Annotated in this window: 22 protein-coding genes and 1 pseudogene; 12 read left to right on the top strand and 11 right to left on the bottom strand. The window is 58.3% G+C overall.

What is annotated here, in order from left to right:
* Positions 1-6: 6 nt before the first annotated feature.
* The 4 genes from ACERY3_RS01750 to budA form a co-directional block, all read right to left on the bottom strand.
* Complete coding sequence (locus tag ACERY3_RS01750; RefSeq protein WP_023310683.1) at positions 7-480, bottom strand: cold-shock protein; 474 nt, start codon at positions 478-480, stop codon at positions 7-9.
* A gap of 256 nt (positions 481-736) precedes the next feature.
* Complete coding sequence (locus tag ACERY3_RS01745) at positions 737-1,507, bottom strand: (S)-acetoin forming diacetyl reductase (protein WP_024906954.1); 771 nt, start codon at positions 1,505-1,507, stop codon at positions 737-739.
* Positions 1,508-1,527: 20 nt separating this feature from the next.
* Complete coding sequence (alsS, locus tag ACERY3_RS01740) at positions 1,528-3,249, bottom strand: acetolactate synthase AlsS (protein WP_198922085.1); 1,722 nt, start codon at positions 3,247-3,249, stop codon at positions 1,528-1,530.
* Positions 3,221-4,000: an acetolactate decarboxylase gene (gene budA / locus ACERY3_RS01735; protein WP_373224964.1), complete on the bottom strand. Its 780-nt coding sequence runs from the start codon at positions 3,998-4,000 to the stop codon at positions 3,221-3,223. The genes alsS and budA overlap by 29 nt, the downstream gene beginning before the upstream one ends.
* Before the next feature lie 105 nt (positions 4,001-4,105).
* On the opposite strand from budA, the gene ACERY3_RS01730 reads away from it, so the two are divergent.
* Both ACERY3_RS01730 and ACERY3_RS01725 read left to right on the top strand, forming a co-directional pair.
* Positions 4,106-4,987, top strand: a complete 882-nt coding sequence (locus ACERY3_RS01730; RefSeq protein WP_058841237.1) for a LysR family transcriptional regulator — start codon at positions 4,106-4,108, stop codon at positions 4,985-4,987.
* A gap of 247 nt (positions 4,988-5,234) precedes the next feature.
* The gene (locus tag ACERY3_RS01725; protein ID WP_072210807.1) at positions 5,235-5,501 is read left to right on the top strand and encodes a hypothetical protein; all 267 of its coding nucleotides are present in this window, start codon (positions 5,235-5,237) and stop codon (positions 5,499-5,501) included.
* 81 nt (positions 5,502-5,582) lie between these two features.
* Here ACERY3_RS01725 and gstA read toward each other — a convergent pair whose 3' ends face one another.
* A complete protein-coding gene (gene gstA / locus ACERY3_RS01720; RefSeq protein WP_373224963.1) occupies positions 5,583-6,188 on the bottom strand; it encodes a glutathione transferase GstA in 606 nt (201 codons plus the stop codon).
* Positions 6,189-6,297: 109 nt separating this feature from the next.
* Between gstA and ACERY3_RS01715 the strand changes: the two genes are divergently transcribed.
* Together ACERY3_RS01715 and ACERY3_RS01710 are read left to right on the top strand one after the other, a co-directional pair.
* Positions 6,298-7,182, top strand: a complete 885-nt coding sequence (locus ACERY3_RS01715; protein ID WP_373224962.1) for a LysR family transcriptional regulator — start codon at positions 6,298-6,300, stop codon at positions 7,180-7,182.
* Positions 7,183-7,473: 291 nt separating this feature from the next.
* Positions 7,474-7,929 (top strand): hypothetical protein, encoded by a 456-nt coding sequence (locus tag ACERY3_RS01710; protein WP_214579260.1) that lies wholly within the window; start codon positions 7,474-7,476, stop codon positions 7,927-7,929.
* A 170-nt stretch (positions 7,930-8,099) separates the two neighbouring features.
* On the opposite strand, the gene ACERY3_RS01705 is transcribed toward ACERY3_RS01710, so the two are convergent.
* Positions 8,100-8,672 (bottom strand): flavin reductase family protein, encoded by a 573-nt coding sequence (locus tag ACERY3_RS01705; RefSeq protein ID WP_048976663.1) that lies wholly within the window; start codon positions 8,670-8,672, stop codon positions 8,100-8,102.
* 128 nt (positions 8,673-8,800) lie between these two features.
* Between ACERY3_RS01705 and ACERY3_RS01700 the strand changes: the two genes are divergently transcribed.
* From ACERY3_RS01700 to ACERY3_RS01675, 6 genes and pseudogenes are all read left to right on the top strand, one after another.
* Positions 8,801-9,697, top strand: coding sequence for a LysR family transcriptional regulator (locus ACERY3_RS01700; protein ID WP_373224960.1), 897 nt, complete (start codon positions 8,801-8,803; stop codon positions 9,695-9,697).
* A 194-nt stretch (positions 9,698-9,891) separates the two neighbouring features.
* Positions 9,892-10,173 (top strand): annotated as a pseudogene (locus tag ACERY3_RS01695) (type II toxin-antitoxin system HigB family toxin).
* A gap of 14 nt (positions 10,174-10,187) precedes the next feature.
* Entirely contained in the window at positions 10,188-10,427 is a 240-nt protein-coding gene (locus ACERY3_RS01690) for a hypothetical protein (protein ID WP_058841233.1), read from the top strand.
* A gap of 137 nt (positions 10,428-10,564) precedes the next feature.
* On the top strand, positions 10,565-10,975 hold the full coding sequence (locus ACERY3_RS01685; protein WP_373224959.1) for an Imm63 family immunity protein: 411 nt from the start codon (positions 10,565-10,567) through the stop codon (positions 10,973-10,975).
* Between the two features lie 111 nt (positions 10,976-11,086).
* Complete coding sequence (locus tag ACERY3_RS01680; RefSeq protein WP_047061298.1) at positions 11,087-11,680, top strand: hypothetical protein; 594 nt, start codon at positions 11,087-11,089, stop codon at positions 11,678-11,680.
* Between the two features lies 1 nt (position 11,681).
* The gene (locus ACERY3_RS01675; protein WP_064673603.1) at positions 11,682-12,107 is read left to right on the top strand and encodes a VOC family protein; all 426 of its coding nucleotides are present in this window, start codon (positions 11,682-11,684) and stop codon (positions 12,105-12,107) included.
* A gap of 16 nt (positions 12,108-12,123) precedes the next feature.
* Here the strand turns inward: ACERY3_RS01675 and ACERY3_RS01670 are convergent, their stop codons facing one another.
* The 3 genes from ACERY3_RS01670 to ACERY3_RS01660 are packed head-to-tail and all read right to left on the bottom strand — an operon-like array spanning position 12,124 to position 15,174.
* The gene (locus tag ACERY3_RS01670) at positions 12,124-12,987 is read right to left on the bottom strand and encodes a biotin/lipoyl-binding protein (protein WP_373224958.1); all 864 of its coding nucleotides are present in this window, start codon (positions 12,985-12,987) and stop codon (positions 12,124-12,126) included.
* Positions 12,984-13,199, bottom strand: coding sequence for a DUF1656 domain-containing protein (locus ACERY3_RS01665; RefSeq protein ID WP_047650509.1), 216 nt, complete (start codon positions 13,197-13,199; stop codon positions 12,984-12,986). The genes ACERY3_RS01670 and ACERY3_RS01665 overlap by 4 nt, the downstream gene beginning before the upstream one ends.
* Positions 13,192-15,174, bottom strand: a complete 1,983-nt coding sequence (locus ACERY3_RS01660) for an FUSC family protein (protein ID WP_373224957.1) — start codon at positions 15,172-15,174, stop codon at positions 13,192-13,194. Before ACERY3_RS01660 ends, ACERY3_RS01665 begins: the two co-directional genes overlap by 8 nt.
* Positions 15,175-15,250: 76 nt before the next feature.
* On the opposite strand from ACERY3_RS01660, the gene ACERY3_RS01655 reads away from it, so the two are divergent.
* Complete coding sequence (locus tag ACERY3_RS01655; RefSeq protein WP_094935790.1) at positions 15,251-16,045, top strand: helix-turn-helix domain-containing protein; 795 nt, start codon at positions 15,251-15,253, stop codon at positions 16,043-16,045.
* Here the strand turns inward: ACERY3_RS01655 and ACERY3_RS01650 are convergent.
* Entirely contained in the window at positions 16,042-16,932 is an 891-nt protein-coding gene (locus tag ACERY3_RS01650; RefSeq protein ID WP_373224955.1) for an oxidoreductase, read from the bottom strand. The genes ACERY3_RS01655 and ACERY3_RS01650 overlap by 4 nt on opposite strands.
* Positions 16,933-17,037: 105 nt before the next feature.
* Here ACERY3_RS01650 and ACERY3_RS01645 point away from each other — a divergent pair, with 105 nt between their 5' ends.
* Complete coding sequence (locus ACERY3_RS01645; protein WP_373224954.1) at positions 17,038-18,159, top strand: YbdK family carboxylate-amine ligase; 1,122 nt, start codon at positions 17,038-17,040, stop codon at positions 18,157-18,159.
* Here ACERY3_RS01645 and ACERY3_RS01640 read toward each other — a convergent pair.
* Positions 18,089-21,244, bottom strand: coding sequence for an efflux RND transporter permease subunit (locus ACERY3_RS01640; protein WP_373224953.1), 3,156 nt, complete (start codon positions 21,242-21,244; stop codon positions 18,089-18,091). The two genes, ACERY3_RS01645 and ACERY3_RS01640, sit on opposite strands and share 71 nt — an antisense overlap.
* Positions 21,245-21,246: the final 2 nt, after the last annotated feature.

The following is a 21,246-nucleotide window of genomic DNA, read 5'->3' as shown; positions in this document are numbered from 1 at the left end:
AAAAAATCACTTCAGCAGCTTCACCGTGGCGTCGATGTCGATCTCATCTTCGGTGAAGATTAGCGTCGTATTCTGGAAGGTGGTGATCGCCAGCTTCTTCACCGTGCGCATTTCGCCCGGCTTTTTCTCGGATTTCGGCTTGATGCTGTTCATCAGCAGCCCAACCGACAGCACCGCGTTCTCTTTGTCGATTTTGGTATCAGCCGGCTCTTCTTCGTTAAACACCACGAAGGATTTGATGGAGGAGAGCTTCACGCGCTCGCCGGCAATAAAGAGATGTTTGCTTTCGGGGATCACCTTCACCGCGTAGGCGGAAAGGCCTTTGTTGTTGGTGGTCGGCTCAAAGGTCACCGCGGCATCTTTCTTAATCAGATCGGGGTTCGCGACCTTAATCACATGAAAATAGCGGTTGTCGCCGTTTTCATCTTTGATAAATCCAAAGCCTTTATCTTTAAACCACGTTGTGATTGTACCGTTCATCGCTGTTACCGCCTGTCAGATCGTAATGACTAAAGTTTTGCAGCGCGCAGTGTAATGCACAATGACGGAGGAGACAAAAAAAAGCCCCTGCACGGGTGCAGGGGAAAACTCATGTCAGAGCTTTTACCCTAAATAATTCGAGTTGCATGAAGGCGGCGACGCAGCGAATCCCCGGGAGCGTACATCAGTACGTGACTGGGGTGAGCGAGGAAAGCCAACGCACAGGCAACTTGAAGTATGACGGGTATATTAGTATTTAGTTGAACACCATCCCTCCATCGATTAAGAGCGACTGGCCGGTCATGTAGTCGGAATCCGGGCCTGCCAGGTATGAGACGCAGGCGGCGACATCTTCCGGCTCGGACAGGCGGCCAAGCGTAATGCGTTTGGCAAAGGTTTCGGTCCCGTAGCCGAGCGGTTTACCCGCCGCCTCGGAGACCTGACGGTCGATTTCCGCCCACATCGGCGTTTTGACGATGCCCGGGCAGTAGGCGTTAACGGTGATCCCCAGCGGCGCGAGATCCCGTGCCGCGGTCTGGGTTAAGCCGCGCACCGCGAACTTGCTGGAACTGTAGACCGCCAGTTCCGGGTTGCCGGTGTGGCCCGCCTGGGAGCAGGCGTTGATGATCTTGCCGCCGTGCCCCTCTTTGCGGAAGGCGTCAATCGCGGCCTGGATCCCCCAGATCACCCCTTTCACGTTGATGTTGTAGACCTTGTCGACAATGTCCGGCGTGATGGATTCGATAGGGGTAGACGGCGCAATCCCGGCGTTATTAACGATAACGTTAAAACCGCCCAGCGCGGTGCGCGCTTTCTCCACCGCCGCAAACACCTGTTCGCGGTCAGAGACATCGACCTTCACGGCAACGGCGTTGCCGCCGTTACGGATGATTTCATCGGCGACGGCTCTTGCCGTCTCAACGTTATAGTCGGCGATGGCGACGGCAAAGCCGTCTTTCACCAGGCGAAGCGCGATCGCTTTACCAATCCCCTGGCCTGAGCCTGTTACGAGAGCAACTTTTTGCATTTCTCTGTCCTTATATTGAGTCACAAAATCTGGCTGAGATGGAGCTGGCCCATCAGCAGCGGGTTATCGCTGTAGTCGACGGGAATGGCCACCACGGCCGGGCCATCCACATCCATCGCCGCACGCAGCGTCGGCTCAAGCGCCTCGGCGCTCTCCACGGCAAAGCCTTTCGCGCCGAAGGCGTCGGCATATGCTTTGAAATCGACCGGGCCGAATTCGACGCCGGAAAGCCGCTGGTATTTTTTCTCTTCCTGAATCGCCACCATGTTGTAGGCGTTATCCACCCAGATGATGTGCAGCACGTTGGCGTTGAGGCGCACCGCGGTTTCCAGCTCCATGCTCGACTGCAGGAAGCCGCCGTCGCCGGAGACTGAAACCACCTTGCGGCCCGGGTTCACCAGCCACGCGCCAATCGCCCACGGCAGGGCAACGCCCATGGTCTGCTGACCGTTGGAGATCATCACCTGACGCGCCCGGAAGCTGTAGAGATAGCGGGCGATCCAGATGTGGAAGCTGCCCATGTCGACAGTGAGCGTCACGTCGTTGTTCACAATGTCCTGCATGGCGCGCACGATGCGCAGCGGATGCAGGGCAAACTGGTTGAGCGAGGCGCCGCGGCGGTCGAGCAGATCGCGCTGATGCTGGCGATCGACCAGAATTTCGGAGGCCCGCTGGCTCAGCTCGAGCTTACGATCGATCCGGTTAGCGAGCAGGTTCAGCGTTTCGGCGATGTCCCCCACCAGCTCCAGATCCGGGACGTAGTTCCGCTCTTCATAAGCGGGCAGCACGTCGATATGCACCAGCGTCGCGTCGCCGCTGTTCCACATGGACGGCTCGTACTCCACCGGGCTGTAGCCGATGCAGATAATCAGGTCCGCCAGATGCAGCAGCCGGTCGCCCGCCTGGTTATTGAACAGGCCGACGCGTCCGGCGAAGCGGGTGAAGTGCTCCTGGTTTACCGCCCCGGCGGCCTGATAGGTGCTGGTCACCGGAATGCGGCTTTTCTCCAGCAGCTTGCGCAGCGCGGCGCTGTTCGCGGGCTGGCTGGCCATCAGGCCGAGTAAAATGACCGGGTTTTTGGCGTTTTCGATAAGCTTCGCCACGTCGTTAATCGCTGACTCCGGTGCCGGGCCCATCAGCGCCGGGCCGCTGGCGGGTAAAATCGCCCCCGTGGCGGGCTGGTCGACGATATCCTGCGGCAGGCTGACGAACGCGCCCCCCGGCCTGCCGTGCTCGGCGGCGCGAAACGCGTTCGATACCACCTCGGCAATCGCGTCTGGCGAACTGACCTCCACGGCGTATTTAGTGACAGGGCTGAACATGGCGACGGTGTCCATACTCTGGTGCACCAGCTTGGCTTTATCCGCCCGCTTCACCGCCCCGCCCAACGCCACCACCGGGTCGCCTTCGCTGTTGGCGGTGGCGATGCCGGTGATCAGGTTAGAACAGCCCGGCCCGGAGGTGACCAGCGCCACCCCGGCCTTGCCGGTCAGCCGCCCGACCGCCGCCGCCATAAACGCCGCGTTGGCCTCGTGGCGTACCGGGATGATCTCGATGGAGGAGTCCAGCAGGGAGTCAAAGACCTTGTCGATTTTCGCCCCCGGGATCCCGAACACCTGCTTCACGCCCTGCGCTTCCAGCTGGCCGACAACCATATCGGCGCCGTGCGCCCACTGACGTGACTGTTTCTCACTGTTCACGGTAGTTCTCCTGTTAGTTTTCGACGGAACGGATCGCTGCATCAAGATTGCTGGGGTGAAGGTTGGCCTGTAAGAACGAGCTGTCGGCGGGCAGGTCAATCATCAGCTTGTGAATTTCACCGAAGGTGAGCACGCCGCTCTCCAGCTGGTAGTCGAGCAGATGGCCCCCGCCCTGACGGTCGTCGGTGATGAAATGCTCGTGATAGCCCGCCACGTTGATGCCCTGCATGTGCTGCGGCGTGCGGAACCCGACCAGCACCCCTTCTCGCTGGTTAAAGCGGAACACCGGCTGGTCGTCCAGCACGTCGGTCATCGCGCGGTACGGCGGCTTCTGGCGCGGTACCGTGCGGGTGTGGGCGTGGCGGAAGTTGCCGTCAATGCGCAGCGCGCAGAACAGGTTATCGGAGGGGATCTGCTGGTCGATGACGTCGTGGATCTGCTGACGGCTGACCGGCGCATCGAAGGTTTTGCGGTACTGCGGCTGGAACCAGGTCATCACCGCGAACGGCGTTTTCTGTTCTGGCTTCGCGGCCCGGGCGCTGCCGTCGGCGCGCAGCTGGTACACCTGGCTGCTGAAGGCAATCATTTCACCGTCCAGCTCGTTGAAGGTGCCTAAACCAAAATCACCGTGTGCCAGCAGATCGGCGATGGTGGTCTCTCCTTCGTACACGCCGCTTAGCAGGGCGCTCATTAGCGATGTCTGATAGATCACGCTGTCAGGATGCCGGGCGGAGAACCCCCGCAGGGTCTCGCACAGGCTGGCCTCACAGTCGCAGGCAGATGAATGCATCATCGTGCTCGTCCTCTTCAACTTTATTTAGAAAGGTTAAATAAATGTTGACCCGATTCAGCAGAGAGTTCCAATATAGAAACCATGCTGGTTTGAGACGTTTTAGATATGGAACTTCGTTATCTGCGGTATTTTGTCGCGGTTGCACGCGAGCGACACTTCACCAGGGCGGCCGAAGCGCTGGGTATTTCACAGCCTCCTCTGAGTCAGCAGATCAAACGGCTCGAAGAGGAAGTGGGCACGCCGCTGTTCAGACGCCTGACGCGGGGCGTGGAGCTGACCGAGGCGGGAGAAGCCTTCTACGAGGACGCCTGCAAAATTCTGGCGCTGAGCGATGCCGCGCTGGAAAAAGCCCGCGGCATCGCGCGCGGGCTGAACGGCAACCTGTCGATTGGCATCACCAGCTCCGACGCTTTTCATCCCAAAATTTTCGCGCTGATCCGCCAGTTTCAGGTGCAGAACATGGCGGTGCAGGTTCACCAGGTGGAAGCCAATATGTCGTCGCTGACGACGATGCTGGCGGAGGGTGAACTGGATATTGCCTTCGTGCGCCTGCCGTGCGAGAGCAGCAAGGCGTTCGAGTTAAAAATCCTCGACCGGGAGCCGATGGTGGTGGCGCTGCATCGCGATCATCCGCTGGCGGCGTGCGATTCGCTGGCGTTAGAGCAGCTTCGGAATACACCGGTGGTGCTGTTCCCGCAGGAGGTCGCGCCGGGGCTGTACGAACGGGTTCACGGCTGCTGCGAGCGGGCCGGAATTGACGTGCAGCACGCGCTGCAGTCGTCGCAGCTTTCCTCCTCCCTGAGCATGGTTTCCGCGGGCGGCGGGTTCGCGCTGGTGCCCAAATCCATGGCGGCCATTTCACCGCCGAATGTCACCTATCACTCGCTGAGCTCGCCGGAGCTTTATACCGATATCGCGCTCTGCTGGCGGCGCTTTGAACGCTCGCGGACGGTGAAGCGGTTTTTGATGATGATGAGCGAGGGGTGACGGCAATAGAGGGGTTTTGGTTTTTGTAGGCCGGGTAAGGCGCAGACGCCACCCGGCAATGCCAGCCTCTGTCGTGCTTAGAACGGTAAAGGTCATGTTGATGCACGCTTAGGTACTACGTTTTCCTGGTAATTGTCTGCCGCAAACCCTCTGTTACTCTGGCTGCACTCAAGGGATGACAAGGAAGAGAGATGCTGAATCCAGGCTGGCAAGATGCCTTGAAATACCCTGAACAATGGAGGTTTTGATGACTACACGAGTTATTGCATTTTTGCTTATACTCGGCGCATTCGCTGTAAATGCTGCCGATGGCGGTAATGGTGGGGATGGCGGAAACGGTTCTGATGGAGGAAACGGTTCGGATGGCACCGTCTCAGCTCCGGGCCGTGCGGGTTGTCCGGGCGGAACAAATCCGGACGCGTCGGGAAAATTTTATCTTCCAGGAACAAAACAGCAGTGCAATCCGGGGAAGCAGGATGCCGTGAAAAGCGCCAGGCAATCAGATGCAGAGTGACAGTATGTTAACGCATCCTGGTTCCACATCCTCACTTGCCTCCTGCTTCAGGCATTAATATATGCGCCGGAATACGCAGAACTAGACTTTCGCCTCCGCACGTAATGCGGCCTGCACCGCGGGCCGGGCACTGATTTTTTCCCTGTGCGCCAGTAGCGCGGGCCAGTCGTTGAGTTCAATTGAGAAGAACGTGCACCATCCCAGCACGGTGAAAAGATAGGCATCTGCCACGCTGAAAGACGCTCCCGTCAGATAAGCGCTTGCGGAGAGCGTTTCCTGAAGAAAATCGAACCGCCTGAACAGCTTCTCACGAAAAATCGATTTGGCCTCTTCGGGCAGCGCACGATTAAAAAGAGGTGCCGATCCCGCGTGTATTTCGCTGGTGATAAAGTTTAGCCATTCCTGAAGCCGCACCCGCTCCCAGCCGTCTGCTCGCGGTGCCAGCCCACTTTCTGGCTTGAGGTCTGCCAGGTACTGCAAAATGGCTGGCCCCTCGGTCAGGATTTTCCCGTCATCCAGTTCAAGCGCAGCGACATAACCTTTGGGGTTGATGGTCAGGAAGTCGCGCCCGTCAGCGGTAAGCTTGCTCCTGTTGTCCACTTTAACCAGTTCAAACTCAATCGCCAGTTCGCGCAGCACGATATGGGGTGAGAGTGAACAGGTGTCCGGGGCGTAATAGAGTTTCATAATCTCTCCGTTAAAGCGGTTGTGTGATTTACATACACTGTGCTTAAAGCCATTCTCACTGTAAAATTAATGATTCATAAAATAGCTATTAGCTGAGCTACTGATATCCATGATGAATCTTTTACACTGGCGCTTGCTGGTTGCAGTGGCCGATGCCAGTAATATTTCCCGTGCCGCTGAAGAGGTTGGCATGACGCAGTCTTGCGCCAGCCAGGCGATCGCTCAGTTAGAGGCCTCATTAGGATTTGCGGTATTCACGCGAGAGCGACGCCACATCGGCGTGACTGCCCTGGGCGAGCGGGTTGTCAAAGAAGCAAGGAGTATGCTGGCGCGGCTGGATGCCATCCGTGCACTGGCGGATGAGAGCCGGGGGCTGAGCGGCGGGCGTATTCGTCTTGCCAGTTTTCCTTCGGTGACATCCACGTTTTTGCCCGGGCTGCTGCGGGATTTTAAGCGCCTGCATCCTGAAATCGAGGTGGTCGTACTGGAAGGGACGGACCAGGAGGTCGAAGAGTGGCTGGCAGCAGATACGGCTGATGTGGGCGTGGTCATGAACCCTGTTCCCGGGCGTGCTGAAGCGATCTTAGGGCAGGATGCATGGGTCGCGGTGCTGCCAGCCAGCCACCGTCAGGCTCGTTATGCACGTACGCGCGCCATCACCCTTGAGGAACTGGCAGACCAGCCCTTCGTGCTCGCAACGGGCGGTTGTGCCGTCAATGGAAAAAGCCTGATGGAACTGGCTGGCTTGCAGCTGTCTGACGTGCGGGTGACCGTCCGCGACTGGATCAGCGCCTGCCTGCTGGTACGCGAAGGCATGGGCGTCGCGCTGATACCTGAATCCGCCCTGCCGGGTGATTTACGCGGCTTGTGCGTCGTGCCCGTGACGCCTTCGCTGTGCCGGGAGTTTGGGCTGGTTTGTTCGCAGGCTGGCAAATCCTCCCGCGCGACGCAGGCGTTATTAGAAGGATTGCTCAAAATGAAAAGGTCTGCGTGAAGGAGTAACCGTGGTTCAAACTGTGCCCGGCGGCGCTGCGCTTGCGCGGGCCTACGGTTCGTGTCGCGGGTTGGTTGGCGGTTTTGCAGGCCGGGTAAGCCGTAGCCGCCATCCGGCAGTGCCCTTCTGGAAGCCGCCTCGCAAACTTTCAAGAAACCTTATGTAATTCAGGGTGATCCCTTTCCTTCCCTTTTTCGCCGCCGTAAAGTGCCTGCGTTGCGGCACATCCGTAACCGGGCGTAGGAACCCGTTAGCATAACATGACGTTTTTTTGGACAAAGAGGATGCTAAATGGCGACTACCCCTGGATTTTCTTACGCGCTCTCTGAGGAAAGCGCAGTTCATCACCTTATCAACACTTCAATTTCCGATTCCGCGGATCTCTTCGTACTGGCCGATGCCTGTACTGCGTATGTCAGCGTGCTGGTGGAAACTGACGACGCGGTGACATTTGCCACGCTCTGTAAGAGATTGCTGGCTGCGCTTAAGCGACTGCGGGAGTGCTGCAATGCCGAACTGCCTTCGCATCTGGTTGAACAACTGATTGCGGGGGAAAAGATTGCCTCCTGCGTACCGGACTGCTGGCAGGAGACGACGCTGCAGGTGGATTATGCCGTGGCGTTAACGCTGGCGGTGATGGGCGGGACGTTGCCTGCGAGCGTGGCGAAAGAACTCACCGGGCTGCTGCATGATATGGTCTGGTTGCTGGCGGAATTTGTAAAGGAGCCTTATATTTCGGCACATTGAGGTGGGTGATAGGTGGCCGGAATTCTGCTGGGTAGAAGCAGGATTTCGACCTTACGCTAACGTTGAATGTCTGCTAAAAGCGAGGAGCGGACATCTTAAGTAAGTTGTTTTTTTATGCTACTACCTCTATATAGCAATGTTATATGGCTACATTTATACAGAAGTAAGGATTAGTCTTTTCCCGGGCCATAATTGAATTTTGTACCTTTACCAATGGCGTAAAACTGTCCGCCAGCTACGTAATGGACAGTACGTAATTCATCTGGCGCATCATCAAAAATCCAGTGCCCATTTCTGAAAACGCGGTCATCACTCCATGCTCCGACAATTTCCCCCATAAACAAGTTGTGCTGCTTTTCATTTTCTTCATTGGGTATGACCTTACATACTAACCAGCCAGCGCAACCTTCAACTAAAGGCAGATCAAACTCTTTTTGATAAAATAGTGGAATTTTACTGTTTTTATCGGGTGTGTCGGAATAACTGTGGCCTCCAGCATATAAGACCATATCCATCTGATTTACTACTGGGATCTGCACAACGTAATATCCGCTTTTTTCTACAAGCCCGCGAGTAAATGCCTGTGGACCTATAAAAGCCATCACTTTGTTATTGCCTACTAATCCCACCCAGGCCGCTGCCATGACATTTTCAATGCCATCATTTTTAGCCGATATCATCGTCGTTGGCCCGATCTGTAATAGCCGATAGGCTTTGTTTAACTCTACTCGTTGAATTGACATAATTTACTCTTTTGAGTTCTGATAAAAAGTAAGACAGGTTACTTATTTTATTGTTCGATTATATGACTGGAATACTTGCAAATTAATTGCTATTATCAAAATATATTAATGCAAATTTCACAACAATCATGAACAAACTTGATGCTCTAAAATTTTTCATCATCGCCTCTGAGACCTTGAACTTCCGCGAAGCAGCAATCAAGCTGTCGGTTTCACCATCAGTAGTAAGCCGAACAGTCGCTGAGTTGGAGAAACAACTTGGTGAACCTCTATTCAAACGCAATACGCGTTCGATCTTTCTCACCAGTTTCGGCGAACTATTTTTACCCCAAGCGAAGCGACTGCTGGAGGATTCAGAAAAACTATTTCAGACGGCAAAAGATGATAATGAAATGAAGGGCATTGTTCGTATCACATTACTTCGACTTCCAAATCATGAACAAATCTTGTATGAACTATTGACTGCACTACGTCCCTATCCTGAGTTATTTATCGACTGGCGTTTAGATATGATGAAACTTGATACTATCGAGCATCGTATTGATATAGGTATACGCGTAGGGCGAGAACCTAATCCAAACTTTATCATTAAAAATATTGGGCAAGTTGAACATATTTTAGTCGCATCCCCTGAACTCATTGCGCGCCTGGGGGCACCTACTGATTTAGAAGATCTTCGACAGCGTTATCCATTTAGTGGTTTAATTAATCCTGAGACGGGAAAAATCTTTGAATTTATGAGTGATGCAGTGAATACCTTTGTCCCTCGTCATATTGAATTTTATACTACGGACCCATACGCAGAAATTCAGGCCGCTTTGGCTGGCAAAACGGTTGTACAGTCCAGCGATTTTATCTGTAGAGAGTACTTAGCAAATGGTCAACTCATAAAACCCCTGCCAGAACTGCGACAGGAGAAATGGCAATTTTATTTATATCGGCCTTATCAGACGATTACTCCAAAAAGGGTCACAGTAATTTTTTCACTATTAGAAAAAATCTTACGCAAACATTTCGTATCATAACTAACATACCGCGCAACGTCCGCTTCTGGCACAAAGCGGACATTTTTTTCACAGTCACCTCATACAGTGTTCACACTCATTAAATGACCGCCGTCATCACGAGCATTTGAAAACTGTACTCCATCAATGTTTCCATATTATCAACCCACCAACTATCACCTATTATATTTCCAATATGGAAACACGAGGCAAGGATGCACGTAGTCTCAAGAGCGCCTTTCGACGCAGCCACCAGACAATTTCCTAATCAAGCACAAGCCCAGGACGATCTTTACCGGGTACTAAAGAGGAACACTACCCGTCACCGGACGATATGCAAAAGCGATTCCCCAGCCAGGACAGGATGAAATACCGGGTGAAATGGTGGGTCATTGATGTGGGCTGCGGTGATGTTTTTTGCTGATTTTGAGCGAGGAAAGATTTTCATCAAACACATCAGCACATACGCAGAGTATGGCAAGCTCACGGACATCTAACGGAGAACGTAAGTATGAATTATGCAGCAGCCATCAAAGCGGCAAACGATCTGACAAACGCGCTCCCTTTCCTGGGCTTAAGCCCGTCGCGGCATGATTACGAGGATGCGCTGACGTTGGTGGAGATGCTCACCACTAAAATCGATAAATACGAAAACAAGTCTCCGGTGTTTGCAAAATTTAACGCGCGTGTTGCCAGCATTCCGTCAGGCGTTGCGTTATTGCGAACGCTGATGGATCAGTACCAACGTTAACGCTGGATCATATGCGTGCGCTGGCGAAGGGTTTTGGTTTGCCGGTGAGTGCGTTTGTGGGGAAGTGATCGAGAGCAGGCGCTTTGTACCCAATCCGCGATAATGCGTCGTTTACATACAAGAACAAAGAGCTGTTTATGAAAACAATTGAAGAACTACGAAACGAGCTTCTAAAAATAGGTGAGCAACTAGGGGGAGGCACAAGGTCAAACCATTACTTCTTTATCCCTGACCAACCCGATGGGATTGCAACTCCCTATCTTGAAATTCATGGCAAAGAATATCATTTTATCGTCAGTGAAAGAGGCCTTGAGATACAGCGAAAAGTAACGCTCAGTGACGATGAAATTCTGTATTGGTTTGTGGAAAGTGCCGTGGCGGGGCTGGCCTCAACTTATGCAGCAAACCATTCATTTGAACGAGAATTCAGAGAGATTTATTTCAGAAGGCAATACAGTTTAATGCTCTCTATCAAACCTGAATGGGCAACAAGAAAGCGCAAAGAAATCACTGAGCTTCTCCATTCGCAAAGAAGCGAACGTCGTTAACCCAACCGGCTCGTTACATTTACTTCCCTGTTGCCCTCTCTTTTCCTGGTAATTGCCTGCGACACACCATCTGTTACTCTGGCAGGACGCAAGGGATGACAAGGAAGAGAGATGCTTAACCCAGGATTCGTTACCCGCAAAGCGCTTGCTCAGTGGAAGGATGTTCCCGCTTTTCTCCCCCAGTTCCAGTTTCATGAAAAACACCTAACGGTCATTCACACTACCTACCCTGAAAATATTCTGCCGTTGATTGCCAGCTTTGACGTCCGGCAAGATGCCGTGATTCGGCGGTTAATGTCTTTGCGTCAATTACCGCAAAAATTACTACGCAATCAGCAGCCTGACTCGATCGGCAACTTTGGCCTGCACAGTTTTACCCTTTTGAAGAACTCTGCATCTGAGCTCTGCTATGGCTTAAGAGGGCAATTCTGGCGTACCGATTTCGGTCTGGAAAACGTGCCGGATGCCAGTGCTTTTCAGACCCCAGCCGAGCCGGGCAGCGCGAAACTGTTGCTGCGCTACAAGGTAACGGAGCTGGCGCCCGGCAAACATGAGCTCTCTACGGAAACATTCATCTATTGTCCGGATAGACGCACTCGACTAAAAATGTCGGCTTACTGGCTGATAATACGGGCGGGAAGCGGCTGGATCCGTAAAAGGACGCTGAAGGCTGTTAAATCGAATATTGAAGGACGGGAGTCATAAGATGCTGGCTTATATCACAATAGGTACAAACAACTTTCAGCGCTCCGTGAATTTTTATGACGCAGTTTTTAACGTTCTGGGCTATTCACGTCTGCCGGCATGGACTGAAAGCTGGGCAATGTGGGGAGATGAAAATAATCCCGGCGAGGGCTTCAGCTTCTGTCTTTGTCCTCCTTTTGACCAGCAGCCCGCGACGGCGGGAAACGGGACAATGTTCGCATTCAGTGCAGATAACGCGGATCTTGTCAGACGGTTCCATGCAGCTGGCCTCCTTGCGGGAGGAACGGATGAAGGCGAGCCTGGTACGCGAAGCGCGTACGGCCCCGACTTTTATGTTGCCTATCTGCGCGATCCTGACGGGCATAAGCTCGCATGCGTTTATCAGCATTACTCTCCTGAAGCCGACAAGTTTGTAGACAAGGAATAGTCGCTTCAATCCTTATCTACCGCCCCACCGCCACGCTCGCCGACAGCCCCGCCACCAGCTCAACGCCCTCCGGCAACCTGTCGATATGAATGCGCACCGGTACGCGCTGCGCCAGGCGCACCCAGCTAAAGGTGGGCTCGACGTCGGGCAGACCCAGCCCGCCCGCCTCATCGTTGCTGTCCCCGATCCCATGCCCGATGCTCTCCACGTGGCCCGTGATGACCGGCTCGTAGCCCATCAGCATCACCTGCGCGGCATCCCCGACGCGAATATGGCGCAGCTTGGTCTCCTCAAAGTACCCCACCACCCAGAAGCTGTGGGCATCAACGATGGCGACCTTCATCTCCCCCGCCGTCGCGTAGTCTCCGGGGCGAAGCCGCAGGTGCGTGACGTACCCCGAGACCGGCGCGCGCACGGTGGCGTGCGCCAGATTCAGCTCTGCCAGATCCAGCGCGGCCAGCGCGCCGTGATAATTGGCCGCCGCGACGTTCGCCGCGCTGCCGGTTTGCTGTAAATCCTCGCTCGAGATGGCGTTTTTAATCAGCGTGCGTCGGTGGGCCGCGTCCTGGCGCATCAGCATCTCATGGCGTTTCGACTCGACGTCCGCCTGCGCGCCGACCACCGCCAGCTTAAGCCAGCGCGGATCGATGGTGTAAAGCACATCGCCCCGGTTCACCCACTGATTGTCCCGCACGGCCACGCTGATGACCGGCCCGGAGACGTCCGGCGCAATCTGCACCACGTCCGCCCGCACGCGGCCGTCGCGGGTCCACGGCGTTTGCGCGTAGTGTTTCCACATCATAAAGGCCAGAAGCGTGGCCGCCGCGGCCGCGATTAAGGTCAGCGCATAGCGAGCCAGTAAAGAGAGCAGTGATTTCATGACAATAACCCCAACGCGGTCAGACCCTGCATCAGCAGGAAAAAGGTGACAATCCAGGTTGAAACATCCATCAGCGGGCGAAACGGCAAGCGCCGGTAGAGCCTGCTGAGAGAGAAAAGCGCGACGAGGCCCAGCGTGCAGACCAGCGCCGCGAGGGCGACTGTCAGCAGCCCCGGAATAAAAACCCCGCCGATATTGAGATCGTTAACCATTGTCTGGCCCCCGTAATGCACAGTGCAGATCCACCAGCCTGAAGACCAACTGGCGCGTATGTTCATCTGCCGCAGGCAGATGGCGCGCGATAATAGCGGCAATGCGTTCGCGCAAGGCGTGGCGGTCCCCGGCGTTTATCCGATGAAAAAGCGCGTCAACCCCCCTGCCGGGCGGTGCGTCACTGCGGCGTAAATGCATGACCGCCAGCCCCAGACGCAGCGCGTGTAACAGTCGATCCAGCGCCTGCTCCGGCGCGCGCGCGCTGCGCTGCAAACGCGGCAGCAACAGGGCGGTCCGGTCCATCATCAGGTTGATCCAGTGCGTTTCATCAACCCGCAGCGTGCCCTTCACGCTGCGGCGAATGTCGCGCTGGCAGAGGTTCAGCAGACGCGCGATGGCGCCATCCGCCTGCACGGTTTGCAGCAGGCTCATGCTGATGACGGCAAAGCCGGTCGCGGCAAAGAGCGCAATGGCGGTGTTGGCCGCGACGGCGAAGTCTCCGCTGTAGTGCGCCCCCAGCTCGCACAGAATGGGCAGCGTCAGGGTGATGCCCATCGCCATAAACGTGGTGGGCGGGCGCGCCTGAAGCGACCCGGCCAGCAGATACGCCGGGGCAAGCACCGCCACCAGCACCGGGAAATCGCTTACCTGCGGCAGCAGCGCAAAGCTGTAGAACAGGCTAATGACCACGCCCCAGAATGAGCCAATGATGTATTTCACGATGTGCGGCGCCGGGGTGTCGAAGCTGCCAAACAGCGTGCAGCAGACGCCGAGTATTGAAACCGCCGTACCGCCATCCGGCCACGCCGAGAAGATCCAGACCAGACAGCCGCTCAGGATGATGCCGAAAGCCCCCAGCGCCGTGCGGGCGGCAGTAAGAGGATCGCGGTGGAAAACGTAGCCTTTCGCCGCGCGGGTTTGCACCTCCCCAAACACGGGTTTTGCACGGTGGATGGCCCCGGAAAGACGCTCGCACTGCTGCAGAAGCGCGATCGCCTCCGAGAGGTAGCGGATAAAACTGACCAGCAGCGCGTCGTCAAACGTCTGCGCCTGCGCGGCATACCGATCGATGAGAAGCGTACAGCGGAGCCGCAGCGACTCTGCCGTACTGCCGGCATCAGCGCCTTCAGCGGCAAGCCAGGCCTGAACGTCGCCCATCAACGCCTGCACGTCGGCGGGCAGGGTTCCGCTCGCTGGCAGGCGATCGTGCAGTTCACAGTTGACGATAACCAGCCGCGCCAGCCGGTCGTGGATCGCTTTTCTGGCCTGCCGCACCGGGGCTGAAAGGGCAAAATCATACGGAATATGGTGGCTGATGCCCTGCAGGAACTGCAGCGCCAGGGCCAGATACAGGGGGCCGGAAGCCGCGTCGGGTTTACCCGCTAAGGTGTCAGCCACCCGCCCGCGCGCGGCCTGTAGCGTCTGGGATAGCTTAGCGTTGAACTGGCCCGATACGCGCGCGGGCAGCACGTAGCGGTGGATCAGCGCCGCGCAGAAAATCCCAATCGCGATCTCCTGCACGCGGACGATGGCGACGTTAAAAATGCCGCCGGGATCGGACACCGCCGGAAAACCAATCAGGCTCGCGGTGTAGCCTGCCAGCACAAACGCGTAAGCCCGGGGCGTGCGTTCCAGCAGGGAGAGCCACAGGCAGAATACGATCCAGCCCGTCAGCACCACGCTGCACAGGACTGGCGTATTTGCGAAGGCAGGTACAATCACAACGGTCGCGCTGGCACCCGCCACGGTACCGGCCAGCCGGTAGAGGCTTCTGCTCAGCGATGCTCCGACCGACGTCTGCGACACGATGTAAACCGTAATAATGGCCCACGAGGGGCGCTCAAGACCGATCGACAGCGCGAGGTAATAAGCCAGCATCGCCGCGGCAAAACTCTTCGCGGAATAGATCAGCGCGCCCGCATCGTTTCGCAGCGCGGCGGGGATGTGCACGTGAAGTGAGAAGATTTTATTCATGCCGGGATTATTACCGGCTTGCAGACCCGCTTAAATACTCTATTCTGTCAAAAAATACCTAAACGTTGCCATAATCGTGAAGCCTCAACCTGCTACTACGCTGTATGACCCTGACTCTACCGCCTCTCCTGCCGTGGCGCGTCATCTGGACTTTGTGGACTACGCCGCGGAAGTGCCGGTACATACCCACCGCAAGGGGCAGCTGATTATTGCCCGATACGGAGCGGTCAGCTGTTACGCGGAGAATGACATCTGGATCGTGCCGCCGGACTGCGCCGTCTGGATCCCCGGCGGGATCCCGCACAGCGCCAAAGCGACCTGGAACGCGCATCTTAACTATCTGTTTATTGAGCCCGGCGCGGCGGCGCTGCCGGAAAGATGCTGCACGCTGGCGATCTCGCCGCTGATTAAGGAGCTGGTCGATCGTCTGACGCGCGAAGGCGTGGATTATCCCCCCGACGGCCACGTCGCCAGATTGACCCGGGTCACGCTTGACGAGCTCGCCAGCATGCCGCAGCAGAAGCTAAGCCTGCCGGTCTCAACCGATCCGAAAATTCGCGCCATGGCGGACGCGCTGGTCAGCCGTCCTGAGGACAGAAGCACCCTGAAGGACTGGGCGAAACGGCTCGCCCTCAGCGAGCGATCGTTTGCCCGCCTGATGCAGCGCGAGACCGGGCTGAGCTTCGGGCGATGGCGTCAGCAGCTGCATTTGATTATTGCCCTGCGGGAGCTGGCAAGCGGCGTGCCCGTCCAGAACGTGGCGGCAACGCTCGGGTATGAATCGGTGAATGCGTTTATCACCATGTTCCGAAAAGCGATGGGCAGCACGCCCGCCAACTACTTTGCCGAACGGAAAAACAGCGGCCGTTAGCCCGGCCCCTCGCTCCCCGCCGCCAGCAGCGGCACCACCACGTCGCTGATGGGCACCGCAATCCCGTGCTTGCGGCCGTAGCGCTGGATCACGCCGTTGCGGATATCCCACTCCATCGGGCGATTGGCCTGACGGTCGGCCAGGATCGAGGTGCCCAGGTCTTCAGGCGCACGCTGAAAGTTTGCCAGGATCTCCTGCGCCACGTCATCGTCCAGCTTCGCCCCTTCGGCGTGGGCGACGGTAAGCCCCTCGCGCAGGTAGGCCAGCGCAAGCTCGCTGATATCCTCGCGCCTGAACATCCCGGCGCGGCGGTTAGAAAGCACCATCAGCCCGGCGACCGCGTTTTGCAGCAGCTTGCGCCAGGCGACGGAGGCGAAATCTGTCGAGAGTTCAACCGCGCAGCGCGTACCGCGAAGCGCCTCCACCACCCGCTGCGCCTGCGGCACGTCCGGCAGCGTCAGGCGCGGCTTCGCCCGCAGCCAGACGGAGGCATCCGGCTCGCGCTGGGCCGGGAACCAGACCACCGACGGCAGCACCGTCGCGCCGTTAACCCACGGCTCAAGCTGGGCTTTTTGCTCCACGCCGTTTTGCAGGGCGCAGACCACGGTGTTTTCATCGCACAGTGCGCGCAGCCACCCGGCGCTGTCGGCGTTCTGGGTAGTTTTCACTGCGATGAAAACCAGATCCACTGGCTGCCTGATGACGGCCGGATCGGTCAATACCGGACCGGGCACCACGGTTTCACCCTCGTCGTGGCGCAGGCGTAATTCCGGATGCGCGGTGCGTCCGCACAGCAGCGGCGTGCGGCCAACGTCATGCAGCACCGCGGCGATGGTGGTACCAATTGCGCCAGGCCCAATCAGCGCAATCACTGGATTGTCAGACATGGTTAACTCCCCTTTTCGCTAAGCCTGCTAACAGTTATACCACCCTGAAAAGTGAGCGCCACGTCGTTGTCTATACTCAACACACAACAGACAACGGAGTGCGCCATGCCTTTACCCGATTTTAAGTCCTCTGAACCTTTCACCCTCGGCATCGAACTCGAACTGCAGGTGGTTAACCCGCCGGGCTACGATCTGAGCCAGGACTCCTCCGCGCTCATCGCCGCCGTCAAAGACGACATCAAAGGCGGCGAGGTCAAACACGATATCACCGAAAGCATGCTCGAAATCGCCACCGGCGTATGCCAGAACATCGACCAGGCGGCGGCGCAGTTCTCGGTGATGCAGCAGAGCATCCTGCGCGCGGCGGCGGAGCAGCATATCCAGATCTGCGGCGGCGGGACGCATCCGTTCCAGAAGTGGCAGCGTCAGGAGGTGTGCGACGACGAGCGCTATAACGTCACGCTGGAGCGCTTTGGCTACCTGATTTTGCAGGCGACGGTGTTCGGCCAGCACGTGCACGTCGGCTGCCGAACCGGGGACGACGCGATTTACCTGCTGCACGGCCTGTCGCGATTCGTGCCGCACTTTATCGCCCTGGCGGCGGCCTCGCCGTACATGCAGGGCACGGACACGAAGTTCTCCTCGTCGCGGCTCAACATCTTCTCGGGATTTCCGGATAACGGCCAGATGCCGTGGGTCAACAGCTGGCAGGAGTTCGAGGGGCTGTTCCGCCGCCTGAGCTCCACCAGCATGATCGACAGCATTAAGGATCTGCACTGGGATATTCGCCCCAGCCCGCACTTCGGCACCGTCGAGGTGCGGGTGATGGATACGCCGCTGACGCTCGGCCACGCGATTAACATCGCCGGGCTTATTCAGGCGACGTCGCACTGGCTGCTGACTACGCGGCCCTATAAGCATCAGGAAAAAGATTTTCTGCTGTACCGCTTTAACCGTTTTCAGGCCTGTCGCTACGGGCTGGAGGGGATCCTGACGGACGTGCATACCGGCGAGCATAAAACCGTGGCGGAAGATATTGCGTGGCAGCTGGAGCAGGTTGCGCCGTCGGCCGAGAAGCTCGGCGCGACGAGCGCAATCAATGAAATTGCCCTGCTGTTAAAGCAGGGCAAGAGCGAGGCGCAGCGCATGCGGGAGTTTATCGCCGACGGCGGCTCGCTGATTTCTCTGGTTCAGAAGCACTGCGAGCTGTGGGCGACGAGTCCGTAAGGCCGTGGCCCCACTCGCGCAGGCGCTGGAACAGCACGAACAGCGCGGGGATAAACACAATCCCCACCACGGTCGCTACCAGCATGCCGCTGAACACCGTGGTGCCGATGATGCGGCGGCTCTGGGCACCCGCCCCGGTCGCCAGCATCATCGGCAGGACGCCGATAATGAACGACACGGCGGTCATCATCACCGCGCGGAAGCGGCGCGAGGCCCCTTCCCGCGCGGCATCGACAATCGCCATTCCGTCCATGCGCCGCGCGCGGGCGAACTCCACGATAAGAATTGCGTTCTTGGCGGCGAGGGCTATCAATAGCACCAGACCTATCTGCACGTACACGTCGTTGGCATAGCCCGCCAGCCACAGCCAGACCAGCGCCCCGCCGATGGCGAACAGCACCGAGAGCATCACGCTCGCCGGGAGCGTCCAGCTCTCGTACTGGGCGACGAGGAACAGCCACGCCATCACTACCGCCGCCAGCACGATCCACATCGCCTGGTTGCCGGTCTGCTGCTCCTGATACGACATGCCGCTCCAGGCGTAGTCGTATCCCGCTGGCAAATTCTGCGCCAGAAGCTCGCCCATCGCCGCCATCGCGGTGCTGCTGCTCACCCCGTCCGCCGCCGAGCCGCTCACCGACACGGACGGGAACTGGTTGTACTGCTGCAGGAACGGCGCCCCGACGGTTGGCGTGATGGTGACGAGGTTGCTCAGGCGCACCCGCTCGCCGCTGTTGCTGCGCACGAACAGCTCGCCGATCTGCCCGGCGCGCTCGCGCCACTGCATCTCGTTCTGCATCACCACGTGGTAGACGCGGTTGTTGACGCTGAAATCCCCGGCGCGCGTGCCGCCAAAGGCGGTTTGCAGGCTGCTGAAGATGCGCGACACCGGCACGTCGAGGCGCGCGGCGCGCTCGCGGTCAACGGTCAGCATCAGCTGCGGCACGTTGCTGCTCCAGGTGGTGAACACGCGGCTCAGCTGCGGGTGCTGGTTGGCTTTGGCCAGCACCTCGCGCGTCACGCGCTCCAGCTCCGCCGGGCTCTGCCCCGCCTGCGCCTGGATGCGCAGATCGAAGCCGGAGGCGTTGCCCAGCCCCGGCAGCGTCGGCGGGGCAAAGGTCATGATGGTCGCTTCCGGCAGGGCCAGCAGCTGGCGCTGCAGGGTACCCATCACCTCATCCAGCGGCGGACGCTCGCTCCAGTCCTTGAGCATGATGGAGATAAACCCGCCGTTGGAGGCGCTGGTGCCGTTGAGAATGTTAAACCCGGAGACCTGAATCACGTCCTCCACCGCCGGATTTTTAGCGATGAGTTCGCGTGCCGTGGTCATCGCCGCTTCGGTGCGCTCCAGCGAGGCCGCCTCAGGCAGCTGAACGCTGGCAAAGAAGTAGCCCTGATCCTCCTGCGGCAGGAAGCCTTTAGGCATCGACGTAAAACCGAACGCCACCACGGCCGCCGCGCCTGCGGTGGCCAGCAGCGCCAGCCACGGGCGAAGGTTGAAGACAGTCACGATGCGGGTGTAGACGCCACGCGTGGCCTCCAGCCCCCGGTTGAACCCACGGAAAATCGCCGCGGGCTGCACCGGGCGCGGACGCAGGAGCATCGCGCACAGGGCGGGCGTCAGGGTCAGCGCCACGAGGCTTGAGAGCGTGACGGCCGTCGAGAGCGTCACCGCAAACTGGCGGTACAGCTCGCCGACAATCCCCGGCAGGAGCGCTACCGGCACAAACACCGCCAGCAGAACCAGCGTCGTCGCGATGACCGGCCCGGCGATCTGGCGCAGCGCCAGCGCGGTCGCCGCCGTGCGGCTCTGCCCTTCCGCCATCAGCGTTTCGACGCTCTCCACCACCACGATGGCGTCATCCACCACCATGGTCAGCGCCAGAATAATGGCGAACAGGCTGAGCGTGTTGGCGGAGTAGCCGAGCGTGTAGAGCACCGCGAAGGTGCCCACCAGCGATACCGGAATGGCGAGCGCGACAATCAGCGTCGCGCGCCAGCTTTGCAGGAACAGGGACACCACGACCACCACCGCCAGCAGGGTGAGCGCCAGCGAGACGCCGATCTCCTTAATGGTGGCGGCAACAAAGGAGGTGGTGTCGAACTTCACCTCGTAGACCAGGTCGTCCGGGAAGCGCGTCGAGAGGCGATCCAGCTCCGCGCGCACCGCGTCGGCCACGCGCAGGGCGTTGGCGGACGGCGTCGGGTAGATGCCGAGATAGGCGGAGTCGTGCCCGTTCAGCTGCGCGCCGGAGCTGTAGCTGCGCGAGCCGAGCTCAATGGTGGCGACGTCCTTCAGGCGCACCAGCTGGCCCATCTCGCCCGCGCGGATGATAATGTCGGCAAAGTCTTCGGCCTGGTTTAAGCGCCCCAGGCCGTTGATGGTCAGGGTCTGCTGCTGGCCGTTAAACACCGGCGGCGTGCCGACCTGGCCTGCCGCCCCCTGCACGTTCTGCTCGCGCAGCGCCTGCGCCACGTCGTCGGTGGTGACGTTCAGGGCGTTCATGCGGTCCGGACGCAGCCAGATGCGCATGCTGTAGTCGCGCGCGCCAAACATCTGCACCTGCCCGACGCCCGGCAGACGCGACAGCGCCTCGCGCACCTGGGTGCTGGCGTAGTTACTCACAAACAGCGGCGTATGGGTGTTGTCCGGTGAGTAAAGACTTACCCCCATCATCAGGTTGGTGGCGCGCTTGCGCACCTGCACGCCGTTTTGCTGCGCTTCGGTCGGGAGCTGCGCCACGGCCTGCGAGACGCGGTTCTGCACGTCGATGGCGGCGAGGTCCGGATCGGTGCCCGCCGCGAAGGTGATGTTCAGGCTATACGAGCCTTCGTCCGAGCTGGTGGACTCCATGTAGAGCATGTGATCCACGCCGTTCAGCTGCGTCTCCAGCGGCGTGGCGATAGCCTCCGCCACGTCAGCCGAGCTGGCGCCCGGCCAGCTGGCAGACACATTCACCACCGGCGGCGCGATCTGCGGGTACTGCTCCACCGGGATAATTCTCAGCGCAATGGCCCCCAGCAGGGAGATGACCAGCGCAATCACCATCGCGAAGCGCGGGCGTTTGATGAAAAACGTCAGCATGA

It is taken from the genome of Enterobacter cloacae complex sp. ESBL7, assembly GCF_041679625.1.
Lineage (GTDB): Bacteria > Pseudomonadota > Gammaproteobacteria > Enterobacterales > Enterobacteriaceae > Enterobacter > Enterobacter asburiae_B.
The sequence above is the reverse complement of the archived record's forward strand: the minus strand, read 5'-3'. Positions and strand labels throughout refer to the sequence as shown.